Origin of the sequence: Streptomyces sp. B1866, from assembly GCF_031932565.1 — a bacterium.
Classification (GTDB): domain Bacteria; phylum Actinomycetota; class Actinomycetes; order Streptomycetales; family Streptomycetaceae; genus Streptomyces.
The window spans coordinates 51,666-73,032 of sequence record NZ_JAVSCF010000006.1 but is presented as its reverse complement, the minus strand read 5'-3'; the positions used below and the strand labels follow the sequence as shown (position 1 = coordinate 73,032).

The window sequence follows — 21,367 nt, the reverse complement described above, 5'->3', positions numbered from 1 at the left end:
GCCGGCGCCGCCGGAGCCGGTGCCGACGGGTCGACCGGCGCGACCGGGTCGACCGGGTCCGTACGGCGCCTGCTGCGCCGCCGCGGCAGCCCGGCGCCCGCCTCGCCGCCGTCCGCCTCGTCCCCCGCGACGGCGGTGAGCGGCGGCGCGCCGACCGCGGCGGCGATCGGTTCCGCGGCGACCGGCGCCCCGATCGACGGGTCGGTCAGCAGCCGGTACGGCACGAACACCACCACGCGCGTGCCGCCGTACGCCGAGGCGCCCGACAGCTCCACCCCGAAGCCCAGCTCGCGCGACCAGCGCCCCACGCACGCCAGGCCCAGCCGCGGCACCGCCCCGAGCCGCGCGAGGTCCAGGCCCTCCCGCAGCTGCGCGGCGGCCTCCTCCAGCGTGTCGGGCGGCATGCCCAGCCCCGCGTCGTCGATCTCCAGTACCGCGCCCGCCGCGACCTCGCGGACCGTGACGACCACGCGCGTACGGGAGGGCGAGAAGACCGTGGCGTTCTCCAGGAGTTCGGCGAGGGCGTGCATCAGCCCCTCGACGGCGGGCGCCACCACGTACAGCGTCTGCCCGCCGTGCACCTCCACCCGGCCGAACTCCACGATCCGCGACTGGGCGCCGCGCACGCAGTCGAACAGGGTCACCGGCGCGGTCTCCCGCCGCGCCGGCCAGATGCCGCACATCACCAGCAGCGTCTGCGCCTTGCGCGTCATCTGGGCGGCCGCGTGGTCGGCCTTCATCACCTCGGCCATCAGACCGGAGTCGGTCAGCCGCTGCCCGAGGCCGTCGAGCACCTGCTGCTGGACCACGGCCATCGCGTGCATGTTCCGGGCCACGGACTCGAACGCCGCCTGCACCGAGTCCCGCAGCCGCCGCTCCCGCCGCGCCGCCTCGTCCAGCTCGGTGCGTACGGCCGCCAGCCGGGCCACCTCCGCGTCCCGCTCGGCCACCGCGGCGCGCAGCTCCTCGGCCAGGGCCCGCTGCCGCCGGGCGTCGGCGCGGTGCCGCTCGGCCGCGGCGCGCTCTCCGGCGACGGCGCGCCGCAGCCGGACGCACCACGCCAGGCACACCGTCAGCGCCGCCAGGGCGGCCGCGGCCACTCCGGTCGCGACTGTCGCCGACAGCACCTTGACCACCCCCATCCGGGCCCGCGGCCGGGCAGGCCGAGAGAGGCAGATACTACTGACCTACCGATCGGGCGTGTCCGGTAGTCGCGCCAGACTCTTGTCACACTTGTCACGCCATGGGCGTGCGCCGGCGCGCACCCCGGCGCGCGGCCGGTCACCGCCCGCCGGGCCCGCCGGACCCGGAGCCGTTCGCGTACGGGGCGCGCGGGCCGTACCCCGGAGGCCCGGCGGCCTCACCGGGCCGCGGCGGTGGCCCGCTCCTCCCGGTCGGCCTCCAGCAGGCAGTCGGTGGTGGCGGTCACGGCGGTGAGCAGCACCACGGAGTCCTCCACCGCCCGCAGCCCGTGCCGCTCGTGCGGGATGGGCAGCACCTGGCCTGCGATCAGCTCCTGGGTCTCACCGGAGGCGCCGGTGAGCCGGACGTGCCCGTGCAGCACCTGGATGCTGGCGGCCGGGGGAGCGTTGTGCTCGTCCAGCTCCTGGCCGGACGTCAGCGCGATGACGCTCTGCCGCAGCGGCCCGTCGCGCAGGAACAGGTGCGAACTGCGGCCGTGCGGGTCGATGCGGGCCTGGTCGAGATGGCGGCGGGCCAGCGCGGTGAGGTCGTCCATGGGTCAATCCTCACCGCTGCCCGCCCGCCTCGCCACGCCAGCCGGTCTACGGCGCGGCCCGTTCGACCCGTACCGCGCAGACCTTGAACTCCGGCATGCGCGAGGTCGGGTCGAGGGCGGGGTTGGTGAGCGAGTTGGCGCGGCCCTCGCCCGCCCAGTGGAACGGCATGAACACCGTGTCCGGCCGGATGTCGCGGGTGATCCGCGCGGGCGCGACGGCCCGCCCGCGGCGCGAGACCACCGCGACCGGGTCGCCCTCCGCGGCCCCCAGCCGCTCGGCGAGCAGCGGGTGCAGCTGGACGAACGGGCCGGGCGCCGCCCGGTTCAGCTCGTCCACGCGGCGGGTCTGCGCGCCCGACTGGTACTGCGACAGCACCCGGCCCGTGGTGAGCAGCAGCGGGTAGTCGGCGTCCGGCTCCTCCGCGGCGGGGCGGTGCGAGACGGGTACGAAGCGGGCCCGGCCGTCGGGGGTGGCGAAGCGGTCGAGGAAGAGGCGGCGGGTGCCGCCCGCGGTGTCCTCGGGCTCCCCGTCGCCCCCGTCGTTCCCGCCGACTCCGCCGTTCCCGCCGGGAGCGTCGGCCATAAGGGGCCCGGCTACCGTTTCGTCCGCCCGCGCGGGCGCGGCCGTACCGGCTCCCAGGCCCGGGCCGTCCCCGCCGACCCCGCTGTCCCCCTCCTGCTCCGCCGGGCACGGCCAGAAGACGCCGTTCTCCCGCTCGATGCGTCGGTAGGTGATGCCCGAGTAGTCCGCGGGGCCGCCCGCCGAGGCGCGGCGCAGCTCCTCGAACACCTCCTCCGGGTCGGTGGGGAACCCCTTCTCCCAGCCGTACCGGGCCGCCAGGCCGCTGAGCACCGCCAGGTCCGAGCGCACCCCGGGCGGCGGCGGGACGGACTGGCGGCGCAGCAGCACCCGGCCCTCCAGGTTGGTCATCGTGCCGGTCTCCTCGGCCCACTGGGTCACCGGCAGCACCACGTCGGCCAGCGCGGCCGTCTCCGAGAGCACCACGTCGGCGACGGCCAGGAAGTCCAGCGCCCGCAGCCGCTCCTCGATGTGGGCCGCACGGGGCGCGGAGACCACCGGGTTGGAGCCCATCAGCAGCAGGGCGCGCACGTCCCCGCCGAGCGCCTCCAGCAGCTCGTACGCGCTGCGCCCGGGCGCGGGCAGCGAGTCGGGGTCCACGCCCCACACGGCCGCGACGTGCGCGCGGGCCGCGGGGTCGGCGAGCTTGCGGTAGCCGGGCAGCTGGTCGGCCTTCTGGCCGTGCTCGCGGCCGCCCTGGCCGTTGCCCTGGCCGGTGAGGCAGCCGTAGCCGGACAGCGGGCGGCCCGCGCGGCCGGTGGCCAGGCACAGGTTGATCCACGCGCCGACCGTGTCGGTGCCCTTGGACTGCTGCTCGGGGCCGCGCGCGGTGAGCACCATCGCGTCCTCGGGCGCGCAGAACATGCGCACCGCCTCGCGCAGGGCGGGCACCGGCACGCCGGTGATCCGCTCGACCAGCTCCGGCCAGTGCGCCATGGCGGCGGCCCGCGCCTCGGGCCAGCCGGTCGTGCGCTCGGCGACGAACTCCTCGTCCACCCGGCCGTCGGCCACCACCAGGTGCAGCAGGCCCAGCGCCAGGGCCAGGTCGGTGCCCGGCCGCGGGGCCAGGTGCAGGTCCGCCTGCTCGGCGGTGCGGGTGCGGCGCGGGTCGACCACGATGAGCGTGCCGCCGTTCTCCCGCAGCCGCGTCAGGTAGCGCAGCGCGGGCGGCATGGTCTCGGCCAGGTTGGAGCCGACGAGGATCACGCAGCCCGTCCGGGGGATGTCCGCGAGCGGGAACGGCAGGCCGCGGTCCAGGCCGAAGGCGCGCTGGTGGGCGGCGGCGGCCGAGGACATGCAGAAACGGCCGTTGTAGTCGATCTGCGAGGTGCCCAGCACCACGCGCGCGAACTTGCCCAGCGCGTACGCCTTCTCGTTCGTCAGGCCGCCGCCGCCGAAGACGCCCACCGCGTCCCGGCCGTGCGCCGCGGCGGTGCCCCGCAGGCCCTCCGCGACCCGGTCCAGGGCCTCCTCCCAGCCGGCCGGCTCCAGCTCGCCGCCGGGTCTGCGGCGCACCAGCGGCTCGGTCAGCCGGACGCCCGAGGCGAGCAGCTCGGGCGCGGTGCGGCCCTTGCCGCACAGCGCCCCGCGGTTGACGGGGAACGCGGGCCGCTCCGCCACCTCGACGCCGCCGCCCGGCGCCGGGCGCAGCGCCATGCCGCACTGGAGCGCGCAGTACGGACAGTGGGTGTCGACGCTCGCGGCTGGCTCGGCACGGTCGGCCGGGGCCAGCGGCGGCACGGTGCCTCCGGAAGGTTCGCGCATGGGCGCCAGGATGCTACAGCCGTGTTACGTCGCGCTCCCGCGCGTGTTACGCGCCCGGGAAGCGACCCTCAGCGCGCGCTCCGGCCCGCCGTGAAGTTGGCGCAACCACGCGATACGGCCGTGCAACGGGGGCGCAACGCGCCCCTGCCAGGCTCTCGTCATGACGGCGTCGCCCACCACCGGCCCCCAGGACCCGCCAGGCCCCGCTTCCCTCGACAGTACGGCGCAGCTCATGACCCAGATCACCGCCCAGCTGAGCACGCTGCTCGGCCACGTCACCCTGAGCGGCGCACCCCTGAGCGGCGCACCCCGGGGCGACGCCCCCGACGGCCCCCCGCGCAGCGCACCGGGCGGCCCCCGGCCCGGCGCTCCGGCCCGGCCCGCCCGTCCGGCCGCCCGCGCCCGTACGGCCCGGCCGCCCCTGCCCCGCGGCCTGGCGGACCGGCCGCCGACGCTCGTCGCCGTCGCCCACGGAAGCCGCGACCCGCGCGCGCTGCGCACCGTCACCGCGCTGCTCGCGCGGGTGCGCAAACTGCGCCCCGCCCTGCCGGTGCGCCTGGGCCACGTCGAGCTGAACGATCCGCTGCTGTCCGACACCCTCGCCGCCCTGCGCGGCGAGGCCGTGCTCGTACCGCTGCTGCTCAGCCGCGGCTACCACGTCAAGCGCGACCTGCCGGACGCCGCGGCCGCCGCCTCCCACCTGCGCACGCGGGTCGCCGAACCGCTCGGCCCGCACCCGCTGCTCGCCGAGGCGCTGGCCACCCGGCTCGCCGAGGCCGGCTGGCCGGCGGCCGCCCCGCGCGGGGCGGGAGTGGTGCTGGCGGCGGCCGGCTCCCGGGACCCGGCCGCCGGCGTGGACACCGCCCGCACGGCCGCCCTGCTCAGCGCCCGCCTCGGCGGCGTGCCGGTGCTGCCCGGGTACGCCTCCGCCGCCCGGCCCACCGTGCCCGAGGCGGTGGCCGCCCTGCGCGCCGCGGGCCGCGAGAACATCGCGGTGGCCTCCTACTTCACCGCCCCCGGCCTGTTCGCGACCCAGTGCCGGGAGGCGGCCCCCGGGCTCGCGGCCGACCCGCTCGGCGACCACCCGGCCGTCGCCCGGCTGGTGCTGCACCGCTACGACGAGGCCGCGGCGGCCCTGGCGTCCTCACCGGTGTCACACCCGACGGTTACCGTCGGTGTATGACGTTTGGCACGACTCCAACCGATCCCGACGCCCCGTATGACGTCCTCGACCTCCAGCGCTGGGCGGTCGAGCCCGACAAGCGGCCGGGCCGCACCGCCTTCCAGCGGGACCGGGCGCGCGTGCTGCACTCCGCCGCGCTGCGGCGCCTCGCGGCCAAGACCCAGGTCGTCGCCCCCGGCCAGCCGTCCGGGTCGGGACACGCGGCCGCCGGCCCGTCCGGCGCGGCCCGCCGCCCCTGGGACGCCACGCCGCGCACCCGCCTGACCCACTCCCTGGAGTGCGCGCAGGTCGGCCGGGAGCTCGGCGCCGCCCTCGGCTGCGACCCGGACCTGGCCGAGGCCGCCTGCCTGGCGCACGACCTGGGCCACCCGCCCTTCGGGCACAACGGCGAGCAGGCGCTCGACGAGATCGCGCAGCCGTGCGGCGGCTTCGAGGGCAACGCCCAGTCGCTCAGGGTGCTCACCCGCCTGGAGCCCAAGCGGTTCGTGCCCGCCGGGCCCGGCGGCGACCGCCCCGACCGGCCCGGCGAGCCGGACCCCGGCCCCCGCGCGCCGGACGCGGGCCGGCCCGCCGGCGAGCCCGGCCCCCTGGTGAGCGTCGGCCTGAACCTCACCCGCGCCGCGCTGGACGCCGCCACCAAGTACCCGTGGCCACGCGGCGGGCACCCCACCGACCCCGCCTGCCGCAAGTACGGGGTCTACGCCGACGACCTGCCCGTCTTCGAGTGGTTCCGGCTCGGCGCGCCCGACCACCGCACCTGCTTCGAGGCCCAGGTCATGGACTGGTCCGACGACGTGGCGTACTCGGTGCACGACGTGGAGGACGGCCTGCACGCCGGACACCTCGACCCGGCCGCCCTGCGCGCCGGGCCCGAGCGGCGCGAGGTGTTCGCCGTCGCCGCCGAGCGGTACGCGCCGGGCGCCGACCCCGCCGAGCTGGCCGAGGCGCTGGACCGGCTGCTGGCCCAGGAGTGGTGGCCGCACGCCTACGACGGGTCGGCCGTCGCCCAGGCCCGTCTGAAGGACGCCACCAGCCAGCTCATCGGCCGCTTCTGCCTCGCCGCCGAGGGCGCGACCCGCGCGGCGTACGGCGGCGGCCGCCTCACCCGCTACCGCGCGGAGCTGGTCGTCCCGCGCGCCACCCGCCTGGAGTGCGCCGTGCTGAAGGCCGTCGCCGACCGGTACGTGATGCAGCGCGAGGACCAGGCCGCACTCCGCGCCGAGCAGCGCGTGGTCATCGCAGAGCTGGCCGAGCTGCTGGCCGCCCGCGCGCCCGACGGCCTCGACCCGCAGTTCCGCGCGCTGTACGAGCAGGCCTGCGGCCCGTCCGGCGGCGGCGACGCGGCCCGGCTGCGCGCGGTCGTCGACCAGATCGCGTCCCTCACCGACGCCTCCGCCCGCTCCCTGCACGCGCGGCTCACCGCGCGGCGCCCGGCGACCCACCCGTGACCGCCGCCGCGGCGCCGCCCGTACCCCCGCCGACGCGTGACCGCGGCACGGTCCCTTCCCGCCGCCCCCCGGCGTGCGGGACGCTCCCTTAGGCTGAATAGGAGGCAGACAAGTGGTCGACGCACACCAGACTTTCGTGATCGTCGGAGGGGGCGTGGCCGGGGCGAGCGCCGCCGAGGCCCTGCGCTCCGAGGGCTTCACCGGCCGGGTCATCCTGATCTGCGACGAGCGCGACCACCCCTACGAGCGGCCGCCGCTGTCCAAGCGGTTCCTCACCGGCCGCGACGGGCGCGACACCCTCTTCGTCCACGAACCGGCGTGGTACGCGCGGGCCGACATCGAGCTGCACCTCGGCCAGCCCGCCGTCCACCTCGACCGCGCAGCCCGCGCGGTGCGCCTGGGCGACGGCACCCGGCTGGCCTACGACAAGCTGCTGCTGGCCACCGGCGCCGAGCCGCGCCGCCTGGACGTCCCCGGCACCGACCTGGCGGGCGTGCACCACCTGCGCCGCCTCGCGCACGCCGAGCGGCTGCGCGCCGTCCTGGCCTCCCTCGGCCGCGACAACGGCCACCTGGTCATCGCCGGAGCCGGCTGGATCGGCCTGGAGGTCGCCGCCGCCGCCCGCGGGTACGGCGCCGAGGTCACCGTCGTGGAACCCGAACCCACCCCGCTGCACCCGGTGCTCGGCCCCGAGCTGGGCTCCCTCTTCGCCGACCTGCACCGCGAGCACGGCGTCCGCTTCCACTTCGGCGCCCGGCTCACCGGCATCTCCGGCCAGGACGGCGTGGTGCTCGCCGCGCACACCGACGACGGCGAGGAGTACCCCGCGCACGACGTGCTCGCCGCCATCGGCGCCGCCCCGCGCACCGCCCTCGCCGAGGCCGCGGGCCTGGCCGTGGTGGACCGCGCCGAGGGCGGCGGCATCGCCGTCGACGCCTCCCTGCGCACCTCCGACCCGGACATCTTCGCCGCCGGGGACGCCGCCGCGGCCTGGCACCCGCTGCTGAGGACCCGGCTGCGCGTCGACCACTGGGCGAGCGCCCTGCACGGCGGCCCCGACGCCGCCCGCGCCATGCTCGGCAGGCGGGTCGTCCACGACCGCGTGCCCTACTTCTTCTCCGACCAGTACGACGTCAGCCTGGAGTACTCCGGCTACGCGCCCCCCGGCTCGTACGACCAGGTGGTGTGCCGCGGCGACATCGGCAAGCGGCGGTTCATCGCCTTCTGGCTCAGCGAGGGCCGCCTGCTGGCGGGCATGAACGTCAACGTGTGGGACGTCGCCGGACCCGTCCAGCGGCTCATCCGCTCCCGCGCCCGCATCGACCCCGACGACCTCGCCAACCCGGCCGTGCCGCTGACCTCGCTGCTGACCGGCGCTGTCGGCGACCGGCCGTAGAATTCGGGCGTGGCAGGAAGGATCAACGACGACGACGTGAAGGCGGTGCGGGACACCGTCCCGATCGACGCCGTCGTCTCCGAATACCTCCAGCTCCGCGGCGCGGGCGGTGGCAACCTCAAGGGCCTGTGCCCCTTCCACGACGAGAAGTCGCCGTCCTTCCAGGTCAGCCCCGCCAAGGGGCTGTACTACTGCTTCGGCTGCCAGCAGGGCGGCGACGTCGTCGACTTCGTCATGAAGATCGACCACCTGTCCTTCACCGAGACCATCGAGCGGCTGGCCGCCCAGGCCGGCATCACGCTCCGCTACGAGCAGGGCGGCTCCGCGACCGGCCGCCCGCAGGGCGAGCGCATCCGCCTGGTCGAGGCGCACCGGGCCGCCGCGCAGTTCTACGTCGACCAGCTCCAGGGGCCCGAGGCCGAGATCGGCCGCGCGTTCCTCGCCTCCCGCGGCTTCGAGCAGGCCGCCGCCGAGCACTTCGGCGTCGGCTACAGCCCGGCCGGCTGGGACCACCTCGTCCGCCACCTGCGCGGCAAGGGCTTCACCGACCGCGAGCTGATCGTCTCCGGCCTCGCCCAGGACGGCCGCCGCGGCCCCATCGACCGCTTCCGCGGCCGCCTCATGTGGCCCATCCGCGACATCACCGGCGAGGTCGTCGGCTTCGGCGCCCGCAAGCTGCGCGACGACGACACCGGCCCGAAGTACCTCAACACTCCCGAGACCCCGCTCTACCGCAAGTCCCAGGTGCTGTACGGCGTCGACCTCGCCAAGAAGGACATCGCCCGCACCAGCCGCGCCGTGGTGGTCGAGGGCTACACCGACGTCATGGCCTGCCACCTCGCCGGGGTCACCACCGCCATCGCCACCTGCGGCACCGCCTTCGGCGGCGACCACATCAAGATCCTGCGGCGGCTGCTGATGGACAACGCGTCCGCCGAGGTCGTCTTCACCTTCGACGGCGACGCGGCCGGGCAGAAGGCCGCGCTGCGCGCCTTCGAGGACGACCAGAAGTTCGCCGCCGAGACCTCCATCGCCATCACCCCGCGCGGCATGGACCCGTGCGAGCTGCGCCTGGCCGAGGGCGACGAGGCGGTCCGCACCCTGGTCGACAGCCGCACCCCGCTGTTCGCCTTCGCCCTGCGGTCGATCGTCTCCCGGTACAACCTGGACACCGACGAGGGCCGCGTCGCCGCCGTCGAGGCGGCCGTGCCCGTGGTCGCCGCCATCAAGAACCCGGCCCTGCGCGACCGGTACGCGGTCCGGCTCGTCGGCATGGCCGGCATCACCAGCAAGGCCGAGGAGGACACCGTCGTACGGCGCGTCCGCGCCCTGGCCCGCGCCCGCCCCGCCCACAGCGGCGGACCGGCGCCGTCGGGCCCCGGACGCGGCCGCCCCGGGCCGCACGCGCCCGCCCCCGGCGGCCCGGGTGCGGACGGCGCCGGACCGCGTCCGCCGCGCGGCCCGCGCCTGGACCTGCGCAGCCCCGCCCACCAGGCCGAGCGCGAGCTGCTGAAGTGCGCGCTGCAACACCCGCACCTGGTCTCCCCGGCCTTCGACGCCTTCGGCGTGGACGAGTTCACCGCCGATCCGTACGCGCTGGTGCGCACTGCGATCAGCGAGGCGGGCGGCACCACGGACGCGGACGGCGACTACCTCGCCCGGGTCCGCGACGCCGCGCCGGACGACGGCATACGCTCCCTCGTCACCGAGCTGGCGGTCGAGCCGCTGGCCCTGCCCAGGCGCCGCCAGCGCGAGGTGGACGGCGACTACACGGGCCAGTGGCTCGTCGCCGTCCGCCTTCAGGCGGTCAACCGCAGGATCGGCGACCTGCACGCCGCCGTGCACCGCCTCGGCCCGCACGCCGACGCCGGCGGCCACGCCGCGCTCCAGGTGCAGGAGCTGAAGGTGCTGGAGGAGTACGGGCAGCGGCTGCGCGCGATCGGCGCGGCGGCCCTGTAAGCCCTCCCGGGCCGGGCCGTCACCGGCCCGCCGACCCCGGCCGGGGCAAAAAGTACGCGCACGCCCCTCGTGGCAGGACTGTGTCGTACCCCACACTGGTGGGCGGTGCCTGAGTCTTCGGAGCGCGGCGGCCGCGGCTGGACAGATCCGCCCGCCCCCGCGGATCCGCCCACGACGAACGGGACGGGCGGCGGCCCGGCCGCTGCTGCCGTGCCCGGCCGTCCTGCCGTCCCAAGCGCGCCCAGCCTGGAGGCCGCCCTCGTGCAGACCCAGACCAAGACCCTCACCGGCACGGCGCCGACGGCGCCCGGGCGGAACGTCGCCCTCGCCCCCCTGGAGGCCCCGGCCCGGGTGCCCGGCCAGGGCTTCCAGAGGAACGAAGGCGACATTCCGGTGGACCGGGCGGCGGGACGCGAGGAGCCGGGAAGAACCGAGGAACCGGACGGGCCGGAAGGGCCGGACGAGTCGGCCAGCGCCGGGGAGCGGGACGAGCCGGAGGACGGCCCGGCGCAGGCCGACGGCGAGCGGGCGCGCACCCGCGCCGACACGGGCGCTCCCTCCTCGGACCTGTTCCGCCAGTACCTCCGCGAGATCGGCCGCATCCCGCTGCTCACGGCAGCCGAGGAGGTCGAGCTGGCCCGCCGGGTCGAGGCCGGGTTGTTCGCCGAGGAGAAGCTGGGCAGCACCCCGGACCTCGACTCCCAGCTCGCCTCGGACCTCGACCGGCTGGTGATCCTGGGCCGGATGGCCAAGCGCCGCCTCATAGAGGCCAACCTGCGCCTCGTCGTCTCGGTGGCCAAGCGGTACGTGGGCCGCGGCCTGACCATGCTCGACCTGGTCCAGGAGGGCAACCTCGGCCTGATCCGCGCCGTGGAGAAGTTCGACTACGCGCGGGGCTACAAGTTCTCCACGTACGCGACCTGGTGGATCCGCCAGGCGATGTCCCGGGCACTGGCCGACCAGGCCCGTACGATCCGGGTCCCCGTGCACGTCGTCGAGCTGATCAACCGGGTGCTGCGCGTCCAGCGCCGCACGCTCCAGGAGCGCGGCTACGAACCCGCCCCCGAGGAGGTCGCCGCCCTGCTCGGCCTGCCGCCGGAGCGGGTCGCCGAGGTGCTGCGGCTGGCCCAGGAGCCGGTGTCGCTGCACGCGCCGGTCGGCGAGGAGGACGACATCGCCCTCGGCGACCTCATCGAGGACGGCGACGCCGCCTCGCCCATGGAGTCGGCGGCCTTCCTGCTGCTGCGCGAGCACCTGGAGGCGGTGCTGTCCACGCTCGGGGAGCGGGACCGCAAGGTGGTGCAGCTGCGCTACGGCCTGGTCGACGGCCGACCGCGGACGCTGGAGGAGATCGGCCGGATCTTCGGGGTCACGCGCGAGCGGATCCGCCAGATCGAGTCCAAGACGCTGGACAAGCTGCGCGACCACGCGTGCGCCGAGCAGCTGCACGGCTACCTCGACTAAAGGCTGTCCCGCAATCCCCTGGTGGTTCAGCGAGTGGTGGTNACCTCGACTAAAGGCTGTCCCGCAATCCCCTGGTGGTTCAGCGAGTGGTGGTTCAGCGAGCGGCGTCAGATGCGGTCAATCGCAAGGCGGCGATGCGCCCGAATAGTGGTTCTGTTCGGATGTTTCGCCAACGCCGCGAGTGGCCGTAGCCGGCGTCGGGAGCCCGCCGGGGGTTACGGGACAGCCTTCAGCGCCACCGCGATCTCCTGGACGGCGGTGGGGCGTTGTCAGTGGCGTGCCCTACGGTGATGCCATGACTACGTTGAGCTACGAGGGTGCCGCCGTCCGATCAGCTGCCCGTGGGCCCGGCGTCCGCATTCTGGACGGAGCCGTCCCCGGAGCCGCCCGTGACCGGACCGCCCGCGAGGCTCCCGCCTTCGGTCTCCCCGGCGGAGCCCGGCGCACCGGGTCCGGCGTCGGCACCGCCGGCCGGAGAGCCGCCGGTATCCGGGCCCCTGCTGTCATCCGGGCTCCCGCTGTCCGGGCCGCCAGTGCCCGGCCCGTCCGGGAAGCCGCCCCCCTCACCAGGCAGCCCGCCGACCCCGAGCGAGCCGCCTTCACCGGACGGTCCGCCCGCCCCGGGCGAGCCGTCCCCACCGGAGAGGCCGCCACCCGCCCCGAGCGAGCCCCCGTGACCAGGCGCCGCGTCGCCACCGGACGGACCACCCTCACCGGACGGACCACCCTCACCGAGCGATCCGCCCGCCCCGAGCGATCCACTTCCACCGAGCGGACCGCCCCCACCGAGCGAACCGCCTTCACCAAGAGAGCCGCCTTCACCAAGAGAGCCGACCGCACCGGACAGCCCGCCCAGCCCTCCGCCGCCGCCACGACCCGCACCCCCGGCCCGTACCGCGTCGAACGCCCCCGGGTGGGTCTCCTCGCGCACCGCCTCGAACTGCTGCCGTACGGCCCGGCCCACCGCCAGGTCCTCCTCAGCGGCCTCGAAGACCTGCCCGGCGGCGGCGGGCCACGACGGCGGCTCGTCCGGGGAGAGGGTCCCTTCCGAGACCCCCAGCGCCCACGCCGCCTGCCGGGCGGCGCCCAGCGCGGCGTAGTCGGCGGGCTCCGGCACCACCACCGGCACGCCGAACAGGGCCGGTGCCATGGCCCGCACCGCGGGCAGCGACGCGGCGGCCCCCAGCAGGAACACCCGCCGCACGGCGACGCCGCGCCAGCGCAGCACGTCCAGCGCGTCCGCGAGCCCGCACAGCATGCCCTCGACGGCGGCGCGCGCCAGGTGCTCGGGCTTCATGCTCTCGCGCCGCAGCCCGGCCAGCGTGCCCGCCGTGTGCGGCAGGTGCGGGGTGCGCTCGCCCTCCAGGTAGGGCAGCAGCACCAGGCCGTAGGAGCCGGGCGTGGACTCCAGGGCGAGCGCGGAGAGCCCGTCCAGGTCGCGGCCCAGCAGCTCGGCCGCGCCGCGCAGGGTCCGTACGGCGTTGAGCGTGTGCACCACGGGCAGGTGCCTGCCGGTGGCGTCGGCGTACGAGGTGATGGTGCCCGTGTCGTCGGCCAGCGCCTCGCCGTGCACCGAGAAGATCGACCCGGAGGCGCCCAGCGACACCACCGCGTCGCCGGTCGACACGCCGAGCCCCAGGGCGGCGGCCATGGTCTCGCCCGTGCCGGCCGAGATCAGCAGGCCCTCGGGCGTGTGCCCGGCGGGCTCGGCCGGGCCCAGCACGTCCGGCAGCCTGGCCTCGCGGCCGAGCGCCAGCTCCACCAGGTCCGGGCGGTAGGCGCCGGTCGCCGCCGACCAGTAGCCGGTGCCGGACGCCGCGCCCCGGTCGGTCGTGCGCCGCTCGGGCCGCCCGAGGAGCTGCCACACCAGCCAGTCGTGCGGCTGCATCAGGTCGGCCGCGCGCCGCGCCGACTCCGGCTCGGTGCGCGCGAGCCACCGCAGCCTGGCCACGGGCAGCCCGGCGTGCGGCACGGACCCGACGGCCTGCGCCCACGCGGCACGGCCGCCGAGCGCGTCCACGAGGTCGGCGGCGGCGGACTGCGCCCGCTTGTCGTTGCCGACCAGGGCGGGCCGTACGAGCACGCCGCCCGCGTCGAGGGCCAGCAGCCCGTGCGGCTGCGCGGACACCCCGATGGCCCGCACGCCCTCCAGCACCCCGCCCTCGGCCGCCTCACCGAGCGACAGCAGCCAGTTCTGCGGGTCGACGTCGCCGCCGGCGGCGCCGCCGGCGGCCGGGTGCGGCGCGTAGCCCTGCCGGAGCACGGCACCGGTGGCCGCCTCGCAGACGACGATGCGCGTGCCCTCGGCGGAGCTGTCGAGTCCGGCGACTATCCCCATGCCCCCGATGATGCCCTATCGGCGCCGCCCCGACCGGCGCCGACGCGGCGGCGGCGACCTCCCCCGGGCCGTGCGGCCCGGGCCGGGCAGGGGTCAGGTGGCGTCCGCCCCCCAGTCCTCGCGTCGACGCAGCTCCCGCACCTTGCCGAGCGCCTTCTCGGCGGTCTGCCGCCCGGTCCGCGCGGCGGACTCGGCGGTGTTGCGGACGGCCGGGTTCTGGGCGATCTGCCGCGCGCTCTTGCGCAGCTGCTCGTATCGCTCCTGCCCGGCCCGGGCGCCGAGCACGTACCCGACAGCCACCCCCGAGATGAACGTCAGCCGGTAGCGCATCGCCCTGCCCTCCTTGTCATCCGGTCCGATCCGGTCCGTACACCGCGCACCACGCCCGGTGTCGGCTTGCGCCTACCCGGACTTGCGAGGGTTCACCCGCAGGTCACCCGTAGGCCCCGTGGGACGATACCGATTGGCGGAGCACCCCCCTGCTTGCGCTAATGTATGGACCGCGACGGCCGCGCGCCGCCCGGGCCCGCCAGGCCGCAGGGGCACGCGACCGGAGCAGACGAAGCGATCCTCCGTAGCTCAATTGGCAGAGCAGCCGGCTGTTAACCGGCAGGTTACTGGTTCGAGTCCAGTCGGGGGAGCTCGGTCCCCTGTAGCTCAATTGGCAGAGCATTCGGCTGTTAACCGAAGGGTTACTGGTTCGAGTCCAGTCGGGGGAGCAGCGGGAAGGGACCCTTCGGGGTCCTTTTTCATGCCCTCGGCGGACCGCTCACCCGGTGGCCGGGGCCCGCGGGCAGGCGTCACCGACCCTCGGCGGCGACAGATCGTATGAGCGGCTATGCTGCGGCAGACGGCGCGCACAGGTGCGCGCGACGCGCCGTTACGGGGCGGTAGCTCAGCCGGTTAGAGCAGCGGACTCATAATCCGTCGGCCGTGGGTTCGAGTCCCACCCGCCCCACCACCGGCACCCCTGGGAAAAACGTTCTCACCTGGCCACAAGCGTCCGAACAGGTTTAGACCACGAGGGGGCAGTCACCGGTTGGCGGGGTCCTGCGTGAGCGATGCGTGAGCGGGCGTGCTGCCGGGTCCTCCTCGCCGGGTACGGGGGACCTGCGCCTCAGCGTTCTTCGCCGCCTCCTGGTCGACCTGGGGGAGGAGGCTGGTGTACGTGTCCGACGCCAGTTGGATCGTCCCGTGCCGCAGCGTCTCCTTGATGGTGTGGATGTCACCACCGCCCGCATGGATCAGCGTCGCCGCCACGTGCCGTAGATCACGCAGATTGATCGGCGGCAGACCCGCCTGGCGGCACAGCCGGCGGAAGACGTCGGAGACCTTCTCCGGGTGCAGCCACGTCCCGTCCTCCTGGACGAAGACCTTGCCCGTGTCCGTCCACGGCAGACCGTCCTCGATCCGCTTCGCCCGCTCGGCGACCTGATAGGCGCGGTGCGCCCGCAGGACCCGCGCCGTCTGCGGCCCCAGGCCGATCACGGCCTCGCTGTCCTCCGTCTTCGGCTTGCTCTCCACCGGGGTCCAACCGTCCTGCACGATCGTCTTCGACACCCGCAGGAGACGGTTGTCCAGGTCGACGTCCGCCCACGCCTGGCCCACCGCCTCACCGCGGCGCAGCCCCCGGAACGCGATCAGGTGGAACAGCGCGTACAGCCGGTCTACCTCCGCGTGGTCCAGGAACCGGCCCACCTGAGCCGGCGTCCACACCATCACGGCGGAAGGCGTCTGCCCGGTCTCCTGCCACCGGGCCACATGCTCATCCGTCCACAGCACGGCTTTCGGCCGCTTGCCCGAGGCCAATTCGACGTGCGCGGCAGGGTTGAACGTCAGGAGCTGCTGGGATATCGCGCTGTTCAGCGCCGCGCGCAGCGTCGCCCGTATCCGCTGCTGGGTCGCCGGCCCCGTAACACGGCGGTACGGCTTCATCTCCGCGAGCTTCGCCCGCTCCGCCGCGAGCCGGGCCGAATCCGCCTCCGGCGGCCGGGACCGCTTTCCCCACGTCGCCCGTATCTGCTGCTCGCGCCGCTCGGCGTTCTCGGCCTCGATCGCCTCGTTCTCATCGGCGATCGCGTCGAACATCTCCACCAGGTGGCCGACGTTCAGCCGGTCCAAAGCCAGGTGCCCGATCCGGGGCTTGAGGTGGACGCGTATATGGGACTCGTAGCCGTTCAGTGTCGTCTTCCGCTTCCGCTTGCCCTCCCACCATTCCTCCAGCCAGTCCCCGACCGTCATGGTGGTGGTGAGGGACTGTCCGGCGCGGAAGCGGCGGCGGGTCTGCTCGAAGTCCGGCAGCGGGGCCTTCTTGTCCTTCGACACCTTCTCCAGCAGGTCCCCGATACGGACTTGCCCGTCCGCGTCGTCGCCGTCCGGGAGCGCCAGCAGGGCGCGGACCTTGTCGAGGTCGTCCTGGGCCTCCTTGGCCGTGGCGTACCCGGCCCGGGAGAACGAGCGGCGTGTGCCGTCCTCGCGGGCGGGCAGCTCCTGGCGGAGGGCGTACACGCCGTGGCGGCGGCTGGAGAGCTGCGGGCACGCCTTGCCGAGCGGCTTACCATCCTCGCTGCGGCAGTAACAACGGCGATACGTCGAACCCTTCATTTCGTTCCTTTATGACTAACAGGTGGCAGGGTTCCGGTCTGGCGAGCTGCGCTAACCCATTTTGCCGCAGTCGAATGTGCTACCCCGAAATGTTCCTGGACGGCCCGAGTCGGCGGTAGGCCGTTGTTTGCAGATTCCAGGTAGATCCTAGCTACCTCATCTAGATGTTCTGGGGTGATGCGGAATCTTTTCCCTCCGCCACGTCTTCCGGGGGCTCGGCGTTCCCCCTGCGTCTGATCGGTTGTTCGATTATAGGCGGTTGAGGAGGCGGTTGCTGGACGCTTTCGCTTCTCGTTGAAAGCAAGGAATTGGGTCATTTCCGAGACTGCGAGAGGCTTCCACTTCTCAGGAGGGAAGCGCTCGATCACATGGCTTATCCATTCCGAGATATCGATTCCAACCCCATACATTTCTCGGATGATTAGGTTGTTCTCGATTACTTCGAAAGTGATTATAAGAGATCTTGCCTCTTCGTCAATGTCTTCGATGCTCTTCCCGTCGAGTAGTTCCGGGAATTGGATTACGACATGGAACATTGCGGGCAGCAGGACGTATCCGAAGCGCTTGAGGTCCGGGTTGGGATCCTCGTCCTTGTCGAAGTCCCATCCTGCTGGCCACGCGGTTGCATGCCAGTCGGGTGGCAGCTCTACCAGTTCACTCACGGGGTCCACCTTGCCCGATCGGCAAGGCATCGGCAAGCGGTGCTTGGTACCTGAAAGGTAAGGCGTAGGTAGCTCAGAGGTAGTAGCTAGTGGTGAACCATCGATGTCCTGGTTGCCTGCCGTTGCCTGCCGTTGCCTGCCGTTGCTTGCCGTTGCCTAGCCACTCTGGCGCCGTGATCGTCTTCGCTGGGTGGCTCCGCGTTGAGCTGCCCGGTGGCGTCGAGTGGGCTGTGGCGTGAATCACGCATCGATAGAAATAGCAGGTCAGACCCGTACTGAGAGGAACGACGAGGAACGAAGAGGAACGTTGAAGAACGTTGAAGAACGTTGAAGAACTTCTAGGGACGCCGAGTGTCGCCGAGTGTCGCCGAGTCTTGGATGTTGGCCTCCATCGTTGCGAGACGGCTAGGTTGCGGCTAAGGTGCGGCGGTATGACCCGAACACATGTACTGCGTCTCGCTCGGGTGCGAGAGGCCCTAGCGAGCGGTGAGGCGCAGCGCCTGCGAGTTGCGGCACAGCTATCCATCGGCGAAGTAGCCCGCGGCTGTGGAGTAGACCAGTCCACCGTCTGGAGATGGGAGCGAGGCATCCGCTCCCCGCGTGGGAAGCCTGCACTCGCCTACTGCGAACTGATCGACTCACTCCGCAAGCAAGCCGCGCCTACGAGCAGCAGGCCAGAGTCGGCATGACCGAGGAATTGCCGACCGCCCTTCGTGCGCTGGCCGACCGGGCCCTGCGGGAGTCAGCGATAACGGCCTCACCTGCCACGCCCGGCAGGCTGACGATCGCCAAGCTGTACGACCAGCCGCCGCTCATGCCGCTCTGGCCCGACTTCGGGCGGGGCATCTGTCAGATGGCCGAGTCCACCACCTACCAACTGGCGGCCCAGGACCGGCTACCCGTTGAAACCGTCCGCCTGGGGCGGAAGCGCTTCGTCCGGACTGCGGACGTCATTGCGTGGCTTCGGCTCCCTCAGAACGACGACGGCGCCGCAGGTGCAACTGCGACGCCATCTGTCGAGCACGTCAACGAATCCACATCCCAGCAGATTGGCCCGTACTCATGACCTATCTTCCCACGTCACCCGGGGTGGCGCCTAGCCAGCCCGTACCTGCCGTGTCGCCGTTCGACGCGATCCGGCGCACCCGCCCGGACGGCACCGAGTACTGGGTCGGCCGCGAGCTGATGCCGCTGCTCGGCTACAGCAAGTGGGCGAACTTCACCGACGCCATCGACCAGGCGCGCAACGTCGTGCTGGCCGAGCAGGGCGAACAGGCTGCTGACCAGGCTTTTTCCCGCTACCGGGAAAAAGTCACGGGCGGCAGGCCGCGAGACGAGTACGAGCTGTCCCGGAACGCCGCGTACCTGACCGCGATGCGGGGCGACTCCCGTAAGGAGGAGATCCGCGCCGCGCTGATCTACTTCGCGGCCAAGACCCGGGAGGCGGAGCTGATGCTGGCGGCCCCGCCGGTCCTCGGTGACCCGCTGGCGGAGATCCAGCGGCAGACCGATCTGACCCGCCAGGCCGTCGCCCTCGCTCTCCAGGAGCGGGCCGCCCGGCAGACCGCCGAGGCCAAGGTCGCCGAACTCACCCCCGCCGCCGAAGCGTGGGAGCAGTTCGCCAACGCCCGCGGGCTGATCCACCCCGCCGTATTCGCCCAGCAGTCCGGTATCCGCCGCCCCAACGGCAAGCCGCTCGGGCAGAACTCCGCGATCAAGGCCCTGCGGGAACTGCGGATCCTCAAGGACGCCCCGGGCACCGACCGGCACAACACCCCGTATCAGGCCCACGCGCACCGGGTGAAGACCGTGCCCGAGTTCCTGGGCGGCGCGCTCCACAACGTGCCGTATGTGCGGCCCCGGCACGCGCACTACCTGCGCGTCAGGCTGCTGGGCCACTTCTACCCGGCGCCCGTCAGCGGCACCGTCCTGTACCTTCCCGCCGGCACCGAGGGGCGCGCCCGATGAAGCCCACCACCACCGCCCCGCCCCCGGCGCTGGCCGACCTGCCGACCGACGGGCCGCTGCCCGTCGCGCTCGCCGAGGCCGCACACCAGGCCCTCGACGGCGCCACCGACCAGCCTGACTCCCGGCCGACCAGCATCCCGCAGATCTTCGCCGCCGAACTCCGACCCGGCCTCGACGGCGGTCCGGTCCCCTGGATCGGCCTCGACCTCAACGACGACGTCGACCTCGACACCCCCGAGCGCACCCGGGCCGCCGCCAAGCAGGCCGCTGTCTTCGCCGCCCGGCTCAATGCCCTCGCCGAGGAGCAGGCCAGGCAGGCACCGACGCCCGGGCTGGTGCAGCTCACCGCCCCCGGTGCCGACAGGGCCCTCCTGGGAGCCGAGCTGTACACCTGGGACGACGGCAACGGGCCCGTCACCACGTTGTCCCTCTACAGCGAGACCGGCGTCGATCTCGACCTAGCCGAAACGGACCAGTTCATCGCTGGCCTGATCAAGTTCATCCCCAAGGTGCAGCGGCTCCGCGACCGCCTCGCCAGCATCGAACAGCCCCAGTCGGCCACCCCGGCCGACACTGCGCCCGTCCTCGCCGCGGTGGCCGCCCTGGTCGAACAGGCCATCCACACCGCCCAAGCCGCCCGACCCGACGCATGGGCCGGGCACGTCCTCGACCAGGTCCACCGCGCCGTCAACCAGGCCGCCGCCCCCCACCGCAGCGCGGCCGGCGGGTGGGACGACCCGCTCAAGGCGTACTCCGACCTCGCGTTCGGCACCGCCGTGGACGCCATGGCCGAAGCCCTGCGCGCCTCCAGCGACCCGACCCAGACCCTCCGCGCCCTGCGGGCCGCGCTGGAGCTGACCGCCGAGGAGGACGCGTGACCACCACGACCCCCGCCACCGTGGGCCCCTACAGCGGGCTGTCCTTCGATGACGTGATGGCCCTGGCCCGCCGCACCCTGGCGGTCACCGAGGCGTCCGGCGCCACCCCCGAGGAGACCGCCGCACTCCGGGACCTGCTGTACCGCGGCCTCGCGTTCCACTTCATGCTGGAGATGGACGACAACGTCGCGCACCCCCTGTTCGTCGCCCTGGACGGGGTGGCCCACGAGATCGCCGACCGCAACCCTCCACAGCCTGGGGACAGCGGACGCCTCGCCGAAGCGGCAGTATGCCTGGCCGGGCGGGCACTGGCCGGTGCTCCGGACCCGCGCGCGGTGTTCCGCACGATCCTCGCCGGGTTGAACGCGGCGGCAGGCCACGAGGAGGACGGCACTCCGCTCGCGCTCGTCTACACCTCCAGCTGCGGCGACAAGCGGCCCGGCTGGCGCACGTCGGGCGACGTGCTGGACCGGCTGCCGTGCGCCCAGCCCTGCCGTCACGACGGCGACCACGCCGACTCCTTCGGCCGCTGCTGGCCCGCCGAGGACAGCGGGACGGACGCATGACCGCCCGGTATGACGCCGCGACGGCCGGGGACCCCACCCCCGGCCGCCCGGCCACGGACACCTACGAGCAGCGCATCGTCGCCGCGTCGCCGCTGACCACCGAGCAGATCGCCGGGGAGGACGCGTGAAGCGCACCGCCTACCAGACCTTCCTCGCCGACCAGACGCTGGCCGCAGCTGCCGAAGCGGCCGCCCTCCCGGGCCAGGTCCCCGTCGCCATCACCACCGTGGACGGCGGACGGTGCACGTGGTGCGACTGCCCCGACGGGCCCGACTCCCCGCACAACCAGCGCGGGTACCAGTGCGGCGGCTGCCCGGCCCCGGCCGCGGTCGTCGTCAGCGTCCACACCGGGCCCGAACTCCGCTACGACTTCCCGGCCTGCGAGCGGCACCAGGCCGACATCGTGGCCGCCGTCGCGTACACCGTAGGAGGCCAGAGGTGAGCAGCACCCCGGACCCGACGTTCCCCTACCCGCAGGTCGGTGTGACCATCACCGTCGCGCTGACCTCCGGCCGGTACGCCACCCAGCGGGACGTCCTGGACCACCTCACCGAGCAGACCCGCCACCTGCCGCCCGGGTGCGAGGTCGACGTGCAGCTCGGGCGGACCGCCCTGCGGGTCGCGGGCAGCGGGCTTCCCCACGCGATCGCCGCCGCGTGCTACCTGGGCGTCAGCCGCGTCACCCTCTCGGTACGCGGGGGCGCCCCTGGGCTCGCCTGGTTGCAGGCGTACGTGCTGCGGTACGTGCGGCTGCTGCGGGAGGACCACGCGCGGATGCTCGCCGAGCGGCCGACCGGCACCGGGTAAACCGGGCCCGCG

The 21,367-nt window shown here is 74.1% G+C and carries 19 protein-coding genes, 3 tRNA genes and 1 pseudogene; 16 read left to right on the top strand and 7 right to left on the bottom strand.

The features are described 5' to 3' along the window. The 3 genes from RKE29_RS02280 to RKE29_RS02270 form a co-directional block, all read right to left on the bottom strand. A partial coding sequence (locus RKE29_RS02280) for an ATP-binding protein (RefSeq protein ID WP_312003284.1) occupies window positions 1-1,142 on the bottom strand: 1,142 nt, incomplete at its 3' end. A 218-nt stretch (window positions 1,143-1,360) separates the two neighbouring features. Further along, entirely contained in the window at window positions 1,361-1,738 is a 378-nt protein-coding gene (locus RKE29_RS02275) for a cupin domain-containing protein (protein WP_312003283.1), read from the bottom strand. Window positions 1,739-1,784: 46 nt separating this feature from the next. After that, window positions 1,785-4,082, bottom strand: a complete 2,298-nt coding sequence (locus tag RKE29_RS02270; protein ID WP_312003282.1) for a molybdopterin oxidoreductase family protein — start codon at window positions 4,080-4,082, stop codon at window positions 1,785-1,787. Window positions 4,083-4,242: 160 nt separating this feature from the next. On the opposite strand from RKE29_RS02270, the gene RKE29_RS02265 reads away from it, so the two are divergent. The 5 genes from RKE29_RS02265 (at window position 4,243) to RKE29_RS02245 (ending at window position 11,532) form a co-directional block, all read left to right on the top strand. After that, window positions 4,243-5,265, top strand: coding sequence for a sirohydrochlorin chelatase (locus RKE29_RS02265; RefSeq protein WP_312003281.1), 1,023 nt, complete (start codon window positions 4,243-4,245; stop codon window positions 5,263-5,265). Further along, a complete protein-coding gene (locus tag RKE29_RS02260; protein WP_312003280.1) occupies window positions 5,262-6,713 on the top strand; it encodes a deoxyguanosinetriphosphate triphosphohydrolase in 1,452 nt (483 codons plus the stop codon). Before RKE29_RS02265 ends, RKE29_RS02260 begins: the two co-directional genes overlap by 4 nt. A gap of 112 nt (window positions 6,714-6,825) precedes the next feature. Further along, window positions 6,826-8,109, top strand: a complete 1,284-nt coding sequence (locus RKE29_RS02255; protein ID WP_312003279.1) for an FAD-dependent oxidoreductase — start codon at window positions 6,826-6,828, stop codon at window positions 8,107-8,109. A 9-nt stretch (window positions 8,110-8,118) separates the two neighbouring features. Then, the gene (gene dnaG / locus RKE29_RS02250) at window positions 8,119-10,068 is read left to right on the top strand and encodes a DNA primase (RefSeq protein WP_312003278.1); all 1,950 of its coding nucleotides are present in this window, start codon (window positions 8,119-8,121) and stop codon (window positions 10,066-10,068) included. Window positions 10,069-10,278: 210 nt separating this feature from the next. Further along, window positions 10,279-11,532 carry a sigma-70 family RNA polymerase sigma factor gene (locus tag RKE29_RS02245; protein ID WP_312003277.1) on the top strand — a complete coding sequence of 418 codons (1,254 nt, stop codon included), beginning with the start codon at window positions 10,279-10,281 and terminating at the stop codon, window positions 11,530-11,532. A gap of 898 nt (window positions 11,533-12,430) precedes the next feature. On the opposite strand, the pseudogene RKE29_RS02240 reads toward RKE29_RS02245, so the two are convergent. Further along, window positions 12,431-13,870 (bottom strand): annotated as a pseudogene (locus RKE29_RS02240) (FGGY family carbohydrate kinase); the annotation flags it as partial. Between the two features lie 93 nt (window positions 13,871-13,963). Next, the gene (locus RKE29_RS02235) at window positions 13,964-14,200 is read right to left on the bottom strand and encodes a YtxH domain-containing protein (RefSeq protein WP_312003276.1); all 237 of its coding nucleotides are present in this window, start codon (window positions 14,198-14,200) and stop codon (window positions 13,964-13,966) included. A 238-nt stretch (window positions 14,201-14,438) separates the two neighbouring features. Between RKE29_RS02235 and RKE29_RS02230 the strand changes: the two genes are divergently transcribed. From RKE29_RS02230 to RKE29_RS02220, 3 genes are all read left to right on the top strand, one after another. Next, window positions 14,439-14,511: transfer RNA gene (locus tag RKE29_RS02230), tRNA-Asn, on the top strand. 5 nt (window positions 14,512-14,516) lie between these two features. Continuing rightward, a tRNA-Asn gene (locus RKE29_RS02225) sits at window positions 14,517-14,589 on the top strand. Between the two features lie 165 nt (window positions 14,590-14,754). Continuing rightward, window positions 14,755-14,831, top strand: a tRNA-Ile gene (locus tag RKE29_RS02220). A 71-nt stretch (window positions 14,832-14,902) separates the two neighbouring features. Here RKE29_RS02220 and xerC read toward each other — a convergent pair. After that, entirely contained in the window at window positions 14,903-16,474 is a 1,572-nt protein-coding gene (xerC, locus tag RKE29_RS02215) for a tyrosine-type recombinase/integrase (RefSeq protein WP_312003275.1), read from the bottom strand. Further along, on the bottom strand, window positions 16,471-17,136 hold the full coding sequence (locus RKE29_RS02210; RefSeq protein ID WP_312003274.1) for a hypothetical protein: 666 nt from the start codon (window positions 17,134-17,136) through the stop codon (window positions 16,471-16,473). The genes xerC and RKE29_RS02210 overlap by 4 nt, the downstream gene beginning before the upstream one ends. A 431-nt stretch (window positions 17,137-17,567) precedes the next feature. Between RKE29_RS02210 and RKE29_RS30750 the strand changes: the two genes are divergently transcribed. From RKE29_RS30750 to RKE29_RS02175, 8 genes are read left to right on the top strand one after another with little or no spacing between them, the layout of a single operon-like run. Beyond that, window positions 17,568-17,825 carry a helix-turn-helix domain-containing protein gene (locus RKE29_RS30750; protein ID WP_369016016.1) on the top strand — a complete coding sequence of 86 codons (258 nt, stop codon included), beginning with the start codon at window positions 17,568-17,570 and terminating at the stop codon, window positions 17,823-17,825. Further along, on the top strand, window positions 17,822-18,202 hold the full coding sequence (locus tag RKE29_RS02205) for a hypothetical protein (protein WP_312003273.1): 381 nt from the start codon (window positions 17,822-17,824) through the stop codon (window positions 18,200-18,202). Before RKE29_RS30750 ends, RKE29_RS02205 begins: the two co-directional genes overlap by 4 nt. A 50-nt stretch (window positions 18,203-18,252) precedes the next feature. Beyond that, window positions 18,253-19,104 carry a phage antirepressor KilAC domain-containing protein gene (locus tag RKE29_RS02200; protein ID WP_312003272.1) on the top strand — a complete coding sequence of 284 codons (852 nt, stop codon included), beginning with the start codon at window positions 18,253-18,255 and terminating at the stop codon, window positions 19,102-19,104. Beyond that, window positions 19,101-19,982, top strand: coding sequence for a hypothetical protein (locus RKE29_RS02195; protein ID WP_312003271.1), 882 nt, complete (start codon window positions 19,101-19,103; stop codon window positions 19,980-19,982). The genes RKE29_RS02200 and RKE29_RS02195 overlap by 4 nt, the downstream gene beginning before the upstream one ends. Next, window positions 19,979-20,548, top strand: coding sequence for a hypothetical protein (locus tag RKE29_RS02190; protein WP_312003270.1), 570 nt, complete (start codon window positions 19,979-19,981; stop codon window positions 20,546-20,548). The genes RKE29_RS02195 and RKE29_RS02190 overlap by 4 nt, the downstream gene beginning before the upstream one ends. Next, window positions 20,545-20,676 (top strand): hypothetical protein, encoded by a 132-nt coding sequence (locus tag RKE29_RS02185; protein ID WP_312003269.1) that lies wholly within the window; start codon window positions 20,545-20,547, stop codon window positions 20,674-20,676. The genes RKE29_RS02190 and RKE29_RS02185 overlap by 4 nt, the downstream gene beginning before the upstream one ends. Then, the gene (locus RKE29_RS02180) at window positions 20,673-20,990 is read left to right on the top strand and encodes a hypothetical protein (protein ID WP_312003268.1); all 318 of its coding nucleotides are present in this window, start codon (window positions 20,673-20,675) and stop codon (window positions 20,988-20,990) included. The genes RKE29_RS02185 and RKE29_RS02180 overlap by 4 nt, the downstream gene beginning before the upstream one ends. Then, the gene (locus RKE29_RS02175; protein WP_312003267.1) at window positions 20,987-21,355 is read left to right on the top strand and encodes a hypothetical protein; all 369 of its coding nucleotides are present in this window, start codon (window positions 20,987-20,989) and stop codon (window positions 21,353-21,355) included. Before RKE29_RS02180 ends, RKE29_RS02175 begins: the two co-directional genes overlap by 4 nt. Window positions 21,356-21,367 lie beyond the last annotated feature (12 nt).